Here is a 15,851-nt window from a genome sequence, read left to right on the forward strand (position 1 = left end):
GACCAAAGAGACAGAACCTAGCCCTGCTAGTCCAAGCAGGTCTCACTCCGTTGGAAGTCCTGCACTGCACCAGCAGCCAACTTCGGTCACTACGACACGAATCGAAAAGCCGGGGGGTGACTTCCTCTTGCTTGACTCGAACCCCCTCAAATCGCCCCGCACCCCGCGAAAGCCGGAGGGATTAATTCTAAACGGTGCGCATCACTCTAGGGGCGCTTTCAGGGCCCTGCTGGCGATTGCCGCGCCGGCTCTTTGAGCACTCAAGGGACCGCCGCGCGGTGGGCAGTGCCAAGATGTTCGCTGGTGTGCTCGATGGAGTCCTGGTGGCTTCTTGAGCCTTCACCTACCGCTATTGGGACGTGATCACTCCAGCACTGATCGCAACCGAGGCCGGCGGGCGCGCCTGTCAGCTCGAAGGGAAGCCGCTTGACCTGTCCGCGTCTACAGAGCATGCAAAGGGAGAGCGTGTGCCGGCCATCTTCGGCACCCCTGGTGCCGTGAAGGAAATGGTCGTCGCCATGCGCGATTCTGGCACGCTCTGAGCGGACGGCGCCCCGCTTCTTCCGGCGGATCGGCGCGTTGCGCGCGCGGTACCAGCAGCCGCCCTGCCGACCGAGGGAGATGTTCCCCAGCCGCAGCACCACCTCCCGCCCGCACACCTCGTGCCGATAGAGCCAGGAGAAAGTCGAACTTGGTAGCGATCCAACGGGTTGAGCCCCGGTGCCCTGCACGATCACGACCGGATCGCGCGAGTCCTCGGCTAGGCAATTTCGTTTGGATTATCGGGCGGACCAGAGGAAGAGGCCCGCAATGTGGAGTTCGTCCAGGTAGATGGTGGCTGCCTTGTCGTAGCGGGTGGCGATGCCTCGACACTGCTTGAGTCGGCTGATGCACCGCTCGACGGTGTTGCGCTGTTTGTAGGTCCCGCGATCGAAGATCAGTAGTCGGCCGCCTCGACTGCCGCGTCGCAGTCGGTGGCCGCGTTGATCCGCCGGGGAGGGATAACGGCACGGATGCCGCGTCGGCGCAGGTGCTCGCGGATCGCGCGGGACGAATAAGCATTCGTCCGCCAGGACCACGTCCGGCTGGCGCAGAGGGTGACCGGCCGCGAGGCCAAGAGTCCGGTGGCTGAGTTCAGGCGAGCAAGCTATGGCCCCCCTGTGTGATCAGCGCCACACCTGGTTGACCACGCGTGATCACTCGCCGTTTACTTTCCGAGACCTTTACAAGATTCATACATGTGGGGGGATTTCGTGGAGTCTCGGCGGGCTGGCCTGTCGCCAGTGCGGAGGGCGCGAAGATCACACGCCTGCCTTCTGAGCGGTGCCGTGGCGTCGCTCGTACTTGCGGTACTGCCTGGATCGCCCGCTGCGGCAGCTCTTCCCATGTCGGGTGCGCCAGCCTCAGGTCCGGTGGATGAAACCACCGCCTCTGCCCAGGCCGCGACGTCAGGGGAACCAGTGGAGGTGACGGCAGACCGCACCGAGTACTCCACGACCAAGGCGAACCCGGACGGCTCGTTCACGCTGACGCAGTCCACCACGCCCCAGCGGGTGAAGGAACGGGACGGCGACTGGGGCGCGGTCGATCCGGCCTTGGAGCGCGGCGCAGACGGCCGAATAGCGCCCAAGGGCGCGGTGGTTGATCTGTCCTTCTCCGGCGGCGGCTCCGGAACGGACATGATCCAACTGGGCAAGGACGGACGATCGGTCACCCTGGGCTGGCCTGGCGACCTGCCCAAGCCGACTCTGGCCGGTGCGACGGCGACCTACGCCAACGTCTTCGACGGCGTGGACCTCCAGCTGACGGCCACGGCCGAGAGCTACCGCGAGGTCCTCGTCGTCAAGACGCCCGAGGCCGCGCAGAACCCGGCGCTGGAACAAGTCAGACTCACCGCGTCCGGAGACGGACTTTCCGTGGTCCCGGGCGTCGGCGGCGGTCTGCGGGCCGTCGACGAGGACGGCAACGCCGTCTTCCGCGGTCCGGCCGGCCAGATGTGGGATTCGGCCGGTGACAGTACGTCAGGCCCGCAGACACAGCTCATGCGCACCGACACCGCGGGGCCCGGAGACAGCCAGGCCCATGATGACCCCTCGCAGCCGGGGGATGGAGATGTCACGGCAGTGCTGCCGGTGAAGGTTGGCGACGGCACGGTCGCCGTGCACCCGGACCTGGACCTGCTGCGCGGCAAGAACACCGTCTACCCCGTCTACATCGACCCCTCCGTCGGCCTGGGCGTCTCCGAACGCACCAAGATCTCCTCGGACGGCGACAAGTTCTGGATGTTCGACGGGGACAAGGGCGTCGGCAAGTGCGGGACCGCCGACGGCTACTACTGCGGCGGCGGCTACGTCGACCGCATGTACTTCGAGTTCGCCCCTACCAAGCTGGCAGGCAAGCAGGTACTGGATGCCACCTTCCGGGCCCACGAGACGTGGTCGTTCAACTGCGACCCCCACTGGGTGGACCTGGAACGCACCGACAACATCTCCGAAGGCACCCGGTGGCCCGGCCCCAAGCAACTGGACCTGATGGTCGACCGCTACGTCTCGGCCGGCCGCGGGAGTCTGTGCAGCCCCGATCAGCCGGATGCCTGGATCGAATTCCACGACAACCCGGATGAATCGAACGAGAACCTCACGAGTACCGCACGTTCCTTCGCCGACGGCAAGATCAGCCGGTTGACCCTCATGCTCAAGGCCCACGACGAAGACGACCCGCGGGCCTGGAAGCGCTTCGACGACAGCGCAGAACTGCAGGTCACCTTCGCCTACAAGCCTGGCACGCCCACGGACGTCGGTCTCATCCCCGGTGACGGCAAGACCGCCTACTGCAACAAGTCCTCCGCCGACCCGTTGATCGTCACCCGTAAGGACCCGATGGTCCAGGCGCGCGTCCAGACACAGGTCGAAGCACACAAGGGCGATGAGGAGGGCTCGCTCCAGGCCGAGTACGTGGTCGAGCGCGGCGATGACGCGGCCTGGCACCAGGTCTGGACGGGGGACATGCCCGACACGGGCTGGCACCCGGACGAGACGCTGGAGAAGATGCGCACCGGCGACCGTGCCGACGGGGGCCTGTACCGGTACAAGGCGCGTACCCAGTCGCACTGGTCGTACAGCGGCAAGAGCGGGGACCTGTGGTCGCCCTACAGCTCCTGGTGCTACTTCAAGATCGACTCGTCCGCACCCAAGGCACCCCGTATCACGGCAGGTTCCCCCTACACCGAATGCGGTGTCGACGTCTGCGTTGGAACGGGGGGACCGGGTGTGCCGGGCTCCTTCACCTTCCAGCCCAACACCGCCGACATCACAAGCGGCCAGACCGATGTCACCGCCTACGAGTGGAAGCTGCTGTCCACGCCTGCCCGCCAGGTCACCGGCGGGCTCAAGACCGACGTCAAGGACGTGACACCACCGCTGTCCGGGACGCAAGTGCTCTCTGTGCGGGCGAAGGACGTCCACAACCGGTGGGGCACGCCCGCGGAGTTCACCTTCAAGGTGGCTCCGGCCCCCGGAGCCGTCGGTCGCTGGCACTTCGACGACGCGGCCCCGAACTCGGGTGTGACGGTGGCCAAGGACAGCGCCACAGAGGGCACCCGGCACGACGCCACGCTCTACACCTCACATGCCGGCTGGTCGACCCTCGGACGCCGCGGAGAGTCCGACTACTCGCTCTACCTCAACGACAGCAGCACCGACAACACGCGCGACGGCTATGCGGCGACCGCGGCACCGGCGGTGAACACCAAGGACTCCTTCACCGTCTCGGCGTGGGCCTACCTGACCGACGCCTCGCAGAACCGCGTGGTGCTGTCGGCACCGGGCATGAACGCCTCGGCCTTCACCCTGTACTACTCGTCGACCTACAAGAAGTGGGTCTTCAACCGCACTGCCGCCGACGCCAAGGACAACCCGGTCTTCCTCCGCTCGATCGCCGACGCCGGGCCACCGCCGCTGAACGTGTGGACGCACCTGGCGGCCGTCTTCGACGCCAAGGGCGACACCGACAAGACGAACGACACCATCCAGCTGTTCGTCAACGGCCGCCCGCAAGGCAAGCCGGTAGTGCTCAACGACCTGTCCACCGGATACCAGCCATGGACGTCTTCCGCCGGCCTGCAGTTCGGCCGTTCCCTGAACGGCGGCACGTGGGTCGACAACTTCCGCGGCCGCCTGGACGAGGTCTCGGTGTGGCAGTACGCCCTCAGCCCCGAGCAGATCGCCCAGGAAGCCGAACTCACCCAGGACGGTGTGGCGGCCAATGAACTCGTGGCGGACTGGGACGCCACGTCCTCCACCGGCACGCAGGTCAAGGAACTCACCCCCTACCCCGCACCGGCGCTGGCGCTGTCGTCGGCCGGCGCGGTACTGGACGAGGACAACAACGCCCTCGTCCTGGACGGAACCTCGGGCTACGCGTCGGCGTCCGGCCCGGTGACCGACGAGACCGGCTCGTTCACCGTCTCCGCCCACGTAAGGCTGGACGCCGACAAACTGGCGGCCAAACCGGTCGGATACCAGGCCCAAGTGGCGGGGCAGGCAGCCGGTGGTGAGTCCTCGTGGGCGCTGTGGGTGGTCAAGCCCGCAGACGGCACCTACCAGTGGAAGTTCACCCGCACCGCCGTCGGCTCGGACGGCAAGGTCTCCCAGAGCGCCGAGGTGGCAGCCGGCGACCTCGCCGAAGTGGACACCGGAGTGGACGTCACCGGCGTGTTCGACGCGCAGGAGCCGTGGCAGTGGACCGACCCCGCGGACTCGTCCAAGACCGAGAACCGGATGGGCCGACTGCACCTGTACGTGGGTGGCATCGAGCAGCCCGGCGAGGACAACTCCGGGTTCTCCGCCGTCCAGCAGGGCAGCGGCGCGCTGTCCGCAGGCAGGGGAACGGCCGGCGGATCCACCGGCTACTACCTGCCGGGCTCCCTGGAGTCACTGCGCGTGTGGACCGGGGCACTGAGCGCCGATCAGATCCGCTCGCAGGTGCTGGACACACCCGACAGCGCCTGACGCGCACTGGTTGGCCCGTGAAGCGGCCCGCTCTTGGAGCGGGCCGCCCGGCACCGGTATGCCCGGGCACTCCCGCTCACCTTTCATCTCCTCCTCAACGGCATGCGCCCGGCATGACACAGCCTGGCGCCGCGTAGGAAGAACCGCTTTGAAAACCTTTGGCATACCCAGGCAGACACCGGGCCGCAGAAGTCGCAGAGGCAGATCCCGCTGGACTCGCCGCATCGCGGCGACCACGGGCCTGGCGCTTCTGCCCGGACTCCTCACACCCGTCGCCCTCGCCGCGGACACCGGCCCGCTGGGACGTCCGCATCTCAAGCCGCCACAGGCCACCAAAATCAGCCCGTTCACGGCCAAGGTGAACAAGACCGCAGCCGCCACGGTGCGCAAAGCCGCCGACGCCGACCGGACGGCGGCCGCCCGCGCCCGGCACGATCAGCGGCACCCGGTCACCTGGCCGAAGGCCGGCAGAACCACGCTCACCGTCCCGCACACGGGCACCGTCAAGGCCACACCCGGTTCCCTGCCCGTGACGGTGACCGCTCCGGGCACGGGCAAGACGGCCAAGTCCGTCACGGTCGAGGTCCTCGACCAGAAGACCGCCGCCACACTCGGTGTCAAGGGCGTCGTCCTCAAGCTCACCGGCCCCCAGGCCGGCGGGAAAGTCCGTCTCGGCATCGGCTACACGGCCTTCGCCGCAGCCTACGGCGGTGACTGGGCCGGCCGGCTGCAACTGACACGCCTGACTGACTGCACCGCGAAGGAACCGGCAGCCGCGAAGTGCCTCAAGCGCGTGGCCCTCGACTCCGTCAACCACCGTTCCAAGGACAGCATTTCCGCACCGGTCACACTCGCCTCCGGTCGGCAGTCCACGCTGCTGGCCGTCACGGCGGGCACCAAGTCCGGCGCCGGCGACTACAAGGCGACGCCGCTGTCCGCCTCTTCCACATGGGAAGCCGGCGGCTCCTCCGGCTCGTTCACCTGGTCCTACCCCCTGCGCGTACCCCCGGCCGCCACCGGTCCTCAGCCGGACCTGACGATCTCCTACGACTCAGGCAGCATCGACGGCCAGACAGCGAACACCAACAACCAGGGCAGCCAGATCGGCACCGGTTTCGACCTCACCTCCTCCTACGTCGAGCGCAAGTACGGCTCCTGCGACGACGACGGCCAGGACGGCAAGTACGACCTGTGCTGGAAGTACGACAACGCCTCCCTCGTCCTCAACGGCAAGGCCACCGAACTGGTCAAGGACGACACCAGCGGAAAGTGGCGGCTCGCGGACGACGACGCCTCCACCGTCATCCACTCCACCGGAGCCGACAACGGCGACGACGACGGCGAGTACTGGACTGTCATCACCGGCGACGGCACCAAGTACGTGTTCGGCCTGAACAAACTCGACGGCGCCGGCTTGGACGACCGCACCCAGTCGGTGTGGACGGTCCCCGTCTTCGGCGACGACGAAGGCGAGCCCGGCTACGGCAGCGGCGACTCCTTCTCCGGCCGGCACAAGACACAGGCATGGCGGTGGAACCTCGACTATGTCGAGGACACACACGGCAACGCCATGTCCTACTGGTACACCGCCGAGCACAACAACTACGACATGCTCGGCGACGACAACACCGGCACCGACTACATCCGCGGCGGCTACCTCAAGGAGATCCGCTACGGCCAGCACGCCGGCACCCTGTTCTCCGCCTCCCCGGCCGCCTCGGACAAGGTGGTCTTCACCTACGACGAGCGCTGCCTCGCCTCGGGCAGCGGCTGCGACGCGCTGACCAAGGACACCCGCGACAACTGGCCGGACGTGCCGTTCGACGCAGTCTGCAAGGACGGCGACAGGTGCACCGGCAACGTCGGTCCCGCGTTCTTCACCCGCAAACGCATGACGGCGGCCACCACGTACGCATGGAACGCGGCAGCTGCCACCCCCGCCTTCGAAGCGGTGGACACATGGTCCCTCAAGCAGCTGTACCTCGACCCCGGTGACACCGGCGACTCCACCGACCAGTCCCTGTGGCTGGACGAGATCAAGCACACCGGCAAGCGCGGTACCGATCTCTCCCTGGACTCGGTCAAGTTCAACCACGTGATGATGCCGAACCGGGTCGACGGCGCCAGCGACGACATCCTGCCGCTGAACAGGCCCCGCCTGAAGACGGTCACCTCCGAGTCCGGCGCGCAGACCATCGTCACCTACCTGGACGCCGACTGCACAGCAGGAGGCAGCAAGCCCAAGGTGGACGAGAACACCAGGCGCTGCTACCCGGTGTACTGGTCACCCAACGGCGAGAAGGCCCCGGTCCTCGACTGGTTCCAGAAATATCCGGTCCAGGCCGTGTCCACCACCGACCCCCAGGGCGGCTCGGAAGCCGTACAGCACACCTACCAGTACACGGGCGGCGGCGCCTGGCACTACGACGAAGACCCGCTGACCCCCGCCAAGGAGCGCACCTGGTCCATCTGGCGCGGCTACCAACAGGTCACCCACCTCACCGGTGTCTCCGGACACACGCAGAGCAAAGAGACCATCGTCTACCTGCGCGGCATGAACGGTGACCGAGTACTCGGCTCGGACGGCAAGACCCCGGACGCCGACAAACGCAAAACCTCGACGGTCACCGGCATCAAGGCCGCCGAGATCACTGACTCCGACCAGTACGCCGGCTTCACCCGCGAGACCGTCACCTACAACGGCGACGCCGAAGTCGGCGGCACCGTCAACGACCCCTGGTCGAAGCGGACAGCAACCCAGCACAAGTCCTACGCGGACACCGAGGCGTACTACGTCCGCACCGCCGCCACCCACACACGCACGAACATCACCAGCAAGCTCACCCCGTTCGACCGGGTGAACACGGTGAAGACCACCTACGACGACTACGGCATGGCCGGGACCGTCGAGAACCAGGGCGACGACGCGGTCACGGGCGACGAGAAATGCACCCGCACCTGGCACGCCCGCAATGACGACAAGGGCATCAACTCCCTCGTCTCCCGGACGCGCACGGTCGCCGCGTCCTGCACGGTCGCGGACTCCGCACTCGATCTGCCCGCCGACTCCAAGCGCGCCGGCGACGTCGTCTCCGATACCGCCACGGTCTACGACGACGCCTCGGCCTCTGGCTGGTCGCCGTCGCAGAAGCCCACCAAGGGCGATCCCACCTGGGCGGGACGCGCCAAGGGATACGGCAGCGACGACAGCCCCCTGTGGCAGAAGGTGTCCACGACGACATACGACACACTCGGACGTCCCAAGGTCGTCACGGACGCCCACGATACGCCGGTGTCCTCGACCACCTACGTCCCTGAGAGCGCGGGCCCGTTGACGTCGACCGTCGTCCTGGACGCCAAGCTCAACAAGACAACCACCGTCCTGGACTTCGCCACCGGGGCGGCGCTGAAGGTCACCGACCCCAACAACAAGGTCACCGAGAGCGAATACGACAGCCTCGGCCGCATCGTCAAACTCTGGTTGCCCAACCGTTCTAAACTCCTGGGCAAAACCCCCAACTACGTCTACGAGTACCACGTCACAAGCGACGAATCGACCATGTCGTGGGTGTCGACCGGCACCCTGAAGAATGACGGTTCCGGCTACAACACCACCTACGAGCTCTACGACTCCCTCCTGCGCTCGCGCCAGACTCAGGCGCCGACGCCACAGGGCGGCCGGCTCATCACCCTGACGCTGTACGACGCCCGTGGTCTCGCGGTCAGCCAGCAGTCCGACATCTGGGACAGCACCTCACCGCCCGGCTCGAAGGCCGTGGAGACCTCCGGGGGCCAGGCGCCCATCCAGACCGACACCACCTACGACGGCGCGGCTCGGCCGGAAAAGGCGGAGACGAAGGTCCACGGAGTCACCCGCTGGACGATCAATACCGCCTACTCGGGCGACACCGTCAGCACCAGCGCTCCGACCGGCGGACAAGCGACCGCCGTGGTCACCGACGCACTCGGCCAGACCACCCAACGTCGCGAGTACGCGGGGTCCACCGCGACCGGCACGGATTTCACGACAACCGACTTCACCTACACTCCGGCCGGCCAGCAGAAGTCGGTCACCGGCCCCGACCAGACCGAATGGGCGTATACCTACGACCTCTTCGGCCGCCAGGTCACAGCGTCCGACCCCGACAAGGGCAAGACCGAGACGGAGTACAACGACCTCGACCAGGTCGTCAGCACCACCCCGAACAAGGACGACTCGAAGAAGCTCATCTACGACTACGACCTGCTCGGCCGCAAGACGGGGATGTGGCAGGCCGACAAGACCGACGCCAACAAGCTCGCGGCCTGGGGCTTCGACAACGTGGCCAAGGGACAGCAGGACACTGCCACCCGTTACGACGGCGGCGTGAGCGGCAAGGCGTACACGGAGAAGGTCACGGCCTTCGATGCGATGTATCACCCAACCGGCAGCCAGCTGAACCTGCCGGACACAGACCCTCTCGTCACCGGCGGCTACGTACCCAACAAGCTGACCTTCACCACCGGTTACAACCTCGACGGGTCCATCAGCCAGTACTCAGCTCCTGCCGCGGGTGGTCTGGCCGCCGAGACGGTGTCCTACACCTACGACGCCACCGGCCATCAGCTGACCGCCAAGGGCACCACTGGCTACCTCCAGGGCGCCGCCTTCTCCCCACAGGGCGACCTGCGCCAGCTCACCCTGGGCGTGGACGGCTCGACTTCGGCGAAGAAGGCATACCTCGGCTGGGACTACGAAGAGGGCACCCGCCGCCTCACCCGCTCCTACGTCACCGATGACGTCCACGGCTACATGCCGCAGGAGCTGAAGTTCACCCAGGACGACGCCGGCAACGTCACTTCCATCTTCGACGCCGCCACCCAGGCAGGCACGGCCAAGGCCGACTACCAGTGCTTCGCCTACGACGGCAACCGCCGCCTGAGTGAGGCATGGACCCCGAAGACGGCCGACTGCTCCACCTCCGGCCGGACGATGGCAAACCTCGACGGGGCGGCGCCGTACTGGACGTCGTACACGTACAACAACGCAGGCCAACGCAAAACCGAGACGCAGCACACCACGTCGGGCGACAAGTCCACGGCCTACACCTACGACGCCACCACGGACGACAAGCCCCACACGCTCGACAAGACCACGGGCACCCGCGCGGCCACCTACTCCTACGACAGCAGCGGCAACACCACCTCCCGCCCTGGCCCGACGGCCCAGCAGAACCTCGTGTGGAACGGTGAAGGCGATCTGTCCAAGCTCACCGAGGGCACGAAAGAGACCAGCTACCTCTACGACGCCGATGGCGAGCTACTGATTCGTCGGGCCAAGGGCGACGGCGAAACCGTCCTGTACCTGGGCGCCGGCACGGAACTGCACCTCACCGCCAAGGGCACCACCAAGACCACTTCTGGAACCCGCTCGTACTTGGCGAACGGCCAGACCATCGCCGTCCGCACCGCCGCCTCCGGCGTCTCGGGCACCAAGCTCAGCTTCCTGGCCGCCGACCAGCACGGCACCTCCAGCATCGCCCTCGACTCGAGTGCGTACGCGGTCACCAAGCGCTACAGCACCCCCTTCGGTGCCCAGCGGGGCGCCAAGCCGTCGTCTTGGCCCGACGACAAGGCATTCCTCGGTAAGTCGGCCGACGATGCAACGGGCCTGACTCATATGGGCGCCCGCGAATACGATCCCACCATCGGCCAGTTCATCAGCGTCGACCCGCTCCTGACCCTGGACCAGCACCAGTCACTCAACGGCTACGCCTACGCCAACAACACGCCGGTCACTTCCAGCGACCCCACTGGCGAGGCTGTGTGTATGCAGGACGGGGTCTGTGGCGGCACGAAGTCGGTTGAGGAGTGGGAGAAGAAGCATGGGCGCGAGTACGGGGACGGGCGTCTCGGCGGTACGGCCTCCACAAACAGCTCCGGAGATGTAGGGTCCGGCAACACAGGTGTGACTGTCACTCTCCTTGCAGGACCGGACGACGAGCCGACCCCCGATCGCAACATCTATGCGATGGGAACAAACCCCGCCTGGGACCCATCCGGAATTAAGGCAAAGGAGCGAGCGCAAGAGCAAGCTGCGGCGGACTTCTGGGATAACCTGCCGTGCGCTGCCGGTGATGCTCATTGGCAGTGCGAGGCGCGCAGGAGCTGGGGTCGCACCATATCCCTTTTCGGCCCCTTGGTAGGCCTCCGGGGCGCCCCAGGCGTGGAACCCGGCGTTGTCAAGGTCTATCGGGTAGACGGCGAGGGTAGGTACGCTCGCATCAAAATCAGTAACGGATACCCTCTGATTAAAAATGCGAAAAAGCAGGTGATATACCTGAATTTCGGCAATGACCAGCGGGCGACCTCTTACTTGGCCAGGCGGATAGATCAGCACGGAAACGGTAGCCATAGAATAATCACCTTCCAGGTCGATCGAGAATACTTGAACTATCTTAGGGATAGTGCAGTCCCCGAGCGAATGGCAAGGAAATATCCCGGCAGCCCGCTGGTGGTCGACAGGAAATACTCAGACCAATACGGCCTTCGCCCCGAGCAAACCAAAATGCTATTTGACTACATAATCCCGGGAACCGCAAAAATTGAGAAATAGCTGCGATTTCCCTGGAATGGCATGGAGAAAGGAATGTGAGTTGGACTCGCACGTGAACGTGGTCGTAGAAGGCGAGGCAGGGTCACTCGCTCGCCTCGCGAGCGTACTGGAATGCCTCATGCAGGCTCCCCCGGCGGGTGAACTCGATGAAGCTTGCGAGCTCGCCTGGCGCGGTAGGCTGCCTGGCTGGCTGGTTTCCCAGTTCGCCTCTGAAGCGAGCGCGGCAGAATCGCGGGCGTGGTTGAACGGGTGGCGCCGAGCGTCCGCTGCAAAGCGAGCCGAGATGGAAGATGAGGCTGGCTGGGAGCTTCTGGACTGGCTCTACTGGTTCTCGTCGGATAACGAATTCTGGCACCTCATCGATTTTTCTCGCAGCAAAGATCGAGAGATGATCGTATTGCTTGCCACTGCCGACGATTGCACGCCAATGAAGGCGATAGAGTGGCTCGTGGAGAAAAGTGGGGCCGAAATTACTTCTATTGATCGTCGCGGCGACTATCTTTAACCCTTCCATCGGGTCCGGCGGATAAGCTATACGGCATCGGATTCGAATTCTCGGCGCCGATGGTTCGTAGCTGCAGCTGCTACTGTAATCGGTGATGGAGGGTGTCCCACGCTTTACGGTCGGGCCATTCCGGCCAGCATGGAGTAGGGTCCTGGCAGCTTCAACGGCAGCGGGGCCCTACTCGTGTCGGCTCCGTGGCCAGCGACGGTGGCGAGCTTCGGCTCGATGCACGTCTAGATGGCGTAGCTAAAGGGTGTTGCACAAGGCCGTGATCAAGCAGCCTGAAGCGGGCGGCTGAGCTTGGTGGTCACGCGGCGAGGGCGAGGTTGTGCATGCGGGCCACGGCCTGGACCGCGTGGTGGAGGCCGTCGCCGCGCTGCCGGCAGTCGCGGAGGATCTTGTAGTTCTTCATCCGGGAGAAGACGTGCTCAACGCGTGCGCGGACTTTGCGGTGGGCGGCGTTGTCTTCTTCCTCGCCTTTCAGCAGCGGTCGTCCGGGGCGTTTGCGATGTGGGACGATCAGGCCGGTGTTGATGTAGGTGCCGTCGCCGAGCACGGTCACACCCTCGCAGTGCTCGGTCAGACCGGAGTTGCGCCATGCCCTGGCATCGGCGGTGTTGCCAGGCACCGGCTGGGCGGCTGCCACCACGAGGCGGGTCTCCGCATCGACGATGACCTGCACGTTGGCCGAGAACCGGTAGTTACGCGAGGAGGCGCCCACGCCGCGGTCGCGGACCGGGATCAGGGTGCCGTCCACGATCCACATCCGGTCCGGGGCGTCTGTAGAGCGGCTCGAGCGCGAGCAGCGGTCCCAGTCGCTGGATCACACGGCAGACGGTGGACGAGGAGACGCCGAACAGCGGGCCCAGCTGCCGCATGGTCAGATTGGTGCGGTAGTACACCGCGACCATCAGCACCCGCTCGGCGAGCGGCAACGACCACGGCCGGCCCCGCAACGTGCCGTTGCCGACCCGCTCCCGCACCACCTTCAACAGACCCGAAAACTGCGTCATCCGCAGCCCCGTGAACGTCTCCACCCACATTCGTTCAGCACGTAACACCGCGGCCATACCAAGGAGATGCCCAGCTCACGGCCTTCTGCAACACCCTTTAAGGGCTGTCCCGTAAATGATCTTCTGGTTGCGCGGGCGTGGTTGGCCGCCGTGCGGCCCGCCTGCCTATCCGGCGAGGGCGAGGTTGTGCATCCGGGCGATGCCGAGCATGGCGTGGTGGACGCCGTCGCCTTTGAGGCGGCAGTCGCGGAGGATCTTCCAGGTCTTCATGTGGGCGAAGACGTGCTCGACCCGGGCCCGGACCTGTTTGTGGGACTTGTTGTGCTCTTTTTTCCAGTCCTGGAGTTCGGTCTGGCCGCGCTCGCGGCGGTGCGGGATGACGAGTCCGGTGCCCGGGTAGCCGCCGTCGGCGATGGTAAGGGTGTTGCCGACGGCGGCCTTGGCGCCGGACTCCTCCCCTGCCTTGCAGTCGTTGCGGTTCCCGGTGAGCGGCCGGCCGACCACGACGACCAGGCGGGTGTCGGCATCGATGACGACCTGGTGGTTCGTGGAGTACCGGTAGTTCTTCGACCGCTCGGCGACGGTGTGGTCCCGGGTGGGGACCAGGGTGCCGTCCACGATGAGCACGGTGTCCTTGGCGAACCGCTTGCGGGGCTGGAGAGCGAGCATCGGCCCGAGGTGGTCGATGATGCGGTCCGCCGCCGACTTCGAGACGCCGAACAGCGGCGCGAGCTGCCGCATGGTCAGGTTCGTGCGCCAGTAGGCCGCGACCAGCAGGGCCCGGTCCTCCAGGGGAAGACTCCACGGCCGGCCCTTGCGAACGGCATCCGCACCCTGGCGCCGCAGAACGGTCACCAGTATCCCGAACTGCCTTGGGCTGAGCCCGGTGAACGGGGCTATCCAGGACGGCTCCGACGCCGTGATCACATCAGCCACAACAAGATCATCCCAGGCCGGTTAGGGTGCCTCCTTCGAGCCGACGGACTGGAGACGGATGATGGAGCAGGACGAGGCCCTGCAACTCGCGGTGGCGTTCCTCGCGCACAGCCAGCGTGATGACGAGCCGCCTCTCGCCATCGACGCAGAGCGGGTCCGTGAGAGCAACGGGCTGCTGATCGTGCCCTACAACTCTGTGCAGTACCTCGCCTCGCGTGATGCGAGAGAGCAACTGTTGGACTGCTGGCCCATCCTCGTCGACCTTGAACGCGGAGACGTGCGATTCGGGACGCTGGACGACCGACACCTGTGGAGGAACCTGAGCGCCTGACAACTGTCCGCAACCTCAGGTATGGGACAGCCCTTAGGCGACCCGGATGGCTACCCTTCCGAAGGAACTGCCGCCCTAATCTTCCAGGTGAAGCTGGCCTTTGATGGCTCTGCTGCTACGACACCCTCACCCGGATCGCATCCGGCTTCGGGATTTCTGTCGACACCGCCCACGTGTACGTCACCGCCGTGACCGGCCGGCTGGCCGAGCGAGCCTGGCCTGCTCAACACTCTGCGCGAGCACGATCCGGAGTTCGTCCTGCTGGACGGGGCCCTGGCCGAGTGGGACCGCGCCCGAGACAGCCGAGCCGACTACTCGGCCAAACACCGCCGACACGGAGTGAACGTCCAGGTCGTCACCGACCCCACCAGTGAGAGGCTGTGGATCTCGCCCGCGCTGCCGCGGGTGGCGGTAGCTGGGTCGCCACCGGACTCAAGCGGCCACCAGGCGGTGAACTCACCCGTCACCCAGCGCACCGTCAACCGAGCCCTGGGCCGTGACGAGGGCACCGGTCGAACGCGGCATGGCACCGCTGAAGTCCTGGCAGATCTTCCGCAGGTCGCGTATCAGCCAACCGCATGACCAACTTCAGGCCCCGCTCGGCCAACCACTCGTACATCACAGGCATCTTCGTCTGCCGCCCGGCGATCCACACGAATGTTCGTAGAGAAATTTGTGAGACGTCAGCCCCGACAGGACGGCCAAAACAGGCTCTGACCTGGGACGTTTAGTGGATCACTAGAATGTACCCCCATCATAACGTCAGGTACGTCCTGTACATTCTGTACAGAAGTCGGAGATCGCCGGTCTCCGCCGTGAGGAGGGGTGTGCCCAGATGTCCCGACCGTCCGCCCGTTACGTCCTGCCCGAGTTCACCGAGCGCACCAACTTCGGGGAGCGGCGGCTCGATCCGTACTCGAAGCTGTTCGAGAACCGGGTCGTCTTCCTCGGGACGCCCCTGGACGAGGCGGCGGCCAGTGATGTGATCACCCAGTTCATGCACCTCGAACACCTGGCCCCGGACCGGGACATCACGCTGTATCTGAACTGCCCGGGCGGCTCGTTCCACGCGATGACGGCGATCTACGACACGATGCAGTACGTCACCTGCGAGGTGCAGACGTACTGCCTGGGCCAGGCCGCCTCGGTCGGCGCCGTGCTGCTGGCCGCCGGCACCCCCGGCAAGCGGTTCACCCTGCCCGGCGCGCGTGTGGTGCTCTCCCAGCCCGAACTGCCCGAGCCGGCGCAGGGCCAGCCGAGCGATCTGCTCATCCAGGCCGACGAACTGGTCCGGCTGCGCACCCTGATGGAGGAGATGCTGGTCCGGCACACCGGGCGCACCGAGGAGCAGGTCCACCAGGACCTGGAGCGCGATCTCATGCTGGACGCGCCGGGCGCGCGGTCGTACGGCCTGGTGGACGGCGTGGTGCCCAGCCGCCGGGACCTCCCCGGCGAGCGGTGA

Annotated in this window: 7 protein-coding genes and 3 pseudogenes; 7 read left to right on the plus strand and 3 right to left on the minus strand. The window is 66.1% G+C overall.

The features are described 5' to 3' along the window. Nucleotides 1–359 precede the first annotated feature (359 nt). Nucleotides 360–542, plus strand: a complete 183-nt coding sequence (locus CCN72_RS38080; RefSeq protein WP_107430116.1) for a hypothetical protein — start codon at nt 360–362, stop codon at nt 540–542. A gap of 237 nt (nt 543–779) precedes the next feature. On the opposite strand, the pseudogene CCN72_RS41700 reads toward CCN72_RS38080, so the two are convergent. After that, nucleotides 780–1,106: pseudogene (locus CCN72_RS41700) on the minus strand (transposase); the annotation flags it as partial. A 279-nt stretch (nt 1,107–1,385) separates the two neighbouring features. On the opposite strand from CCN72_RS41700, the gene CCN72_RS17475 reads away from it, so the two are divergent. From CCN72_RS17475 to CCN72_RS38625, 3 genes are read left to right on the plus strand one after another with little or no spacing between them, the layout of a single operon-like run. Continuing rightward, nucleotides 1,386–5,009 (plus strand): LamG-like jellyroll fold domain-containing protein, encoded by a 3,624-nt coding sequence (locus CCN72_RS17475; RefSeq protein WP_244174284.1) that lies wholly within the window; start codon nt 1,386–1,388, stop codon nt 5,007–5,009. Between the two features lie 58 nt (nt 5,010–5,067). Then, complete coding sequence (locus tag CCN72_RS17480) at nt 5,068–11,604, plus strand: RHS repeat-associated core domain-containing protein (protein ID WP_208638031.1); 6,537 nt, start codon at nt 5,068–5,070, stop codon at nt 11,602–11,604. 40 nt (nt 11,605–11,644) lie between these two features. Continuing rightward, on the plus strand, nt 11,645–12,109 hold the full coding sequence (locus CCN72_RS38625) for a hypothetical protein (protein WP_143664121.1): 465 nt from the start codon (nt 11,645–11,647) through the stop codon (nt 12,107–12,109). A gap of 307 nt (nt 12,110–12,416) precedes the next feature. Here the strand turns inward: CCN72_RS38625 and CCN72_RS17490 are convergent. Next, nucleotides 12,417–13,179 (minus strand): annotated as a pseudogene (locus tag CCN72_RS17490) (transposase family protein). Nucleotides 13,180–13,287: 108 nt separating this feature from the next. Continuing rightward, the gene (locus CCN72_RS17495; protein ID WP_086808326.1) at nt 13,288–14,058 is read right to left on the minus strand and encodes a transposase; all 771 of its coding nucleotides are present in this window, start codon (nt 14,056–14,058) and stop codon (nt 13,288–13,290) included. 61 nt (nt 14,059–14,119) lie between these two features. On the opposite strand from CCN72_RS17495, the gene CCN72_RS17500 reads away from it, so the two are divergent. The 3 genes and pseudogenes from CCN72_RS17500 (at nt 14,120) to CCN72_RS17510 (ending at nt 15,851) form a co-directional block, all read left to right on the plus strand. Continuing rightward, the gene (locus CCN72_RS17500) at nt 14,120–14,389 is read left to right on the plus strand and encodes a YrhB domain-containing protein (RefSeq protein ID WP_244174285.1); all 270 of its coding nucleotides are present in this window, start codon (nt 14,120–14,122) and stop codon (nt 14,387–14,389) included. Between the two features lie 116 nt (nt 14,390–14,505). Then, nucleotides 14,506–15,056 (plus strand): annotated as a pseudogene (locus tag CCN72_RS17505) (transposase family protein); the annotation flags it as partial. Nucleotides 15,057–15,224: 168 nt separating this feature from the next. Further along, nucleotides 15,225–15,851, plus strand: a complete 627-nt coding sequence (locus CCN72_RS17510; protein ID WP_086808328.1) for an ATP-dependent Clp protease proteolytic subunit — start codon at nt 15,225–15,227, stop codon at nt 15,849–15,851.

It is taken from the genome of Streptomyces murinus, from assembly GCF_002154555.1.
Taxonomy (GTDB): domain Bacteria; phylum Actinomycetota; class Actinomycetes; order Streptomycetales; family Streptomycetaceae; genus Streptomyces; species Streptomyces murinus.

Bases quoted from the DNA above. Each gene is read 5' to 3' on its own strand.
- CCN72_RS17475 (WP_244174284.1), top strand. From the start codon at position 1,386: ATGTCGGGTGCGCCAGCCTCAGGTCCGGTGGATGAAACCACCGCCTCT.
- CCN72_RS17510 (WP_086808328.1), top strand. From the start codon at position 15,225: ATGTCCCGACCGTCCGCCCGTTACGTCCTGCCCGAGTTCACCGAGCGC.
- CCN72_RS17500 (WP_244174285.1), top strand. From the start codon at position 14,120: ATGGAGCAGGACGAGGCCCTGCAACTCGCGGTGGCGTTCCTCGCGCAC.
- CCN72_RS17480 (WP_208638031.1), top strand. From the start codon at position 5,068: ATGCCCGGGCACTCCCGCTCACCTTTCATCTCCTCCTCAACGGCATGC.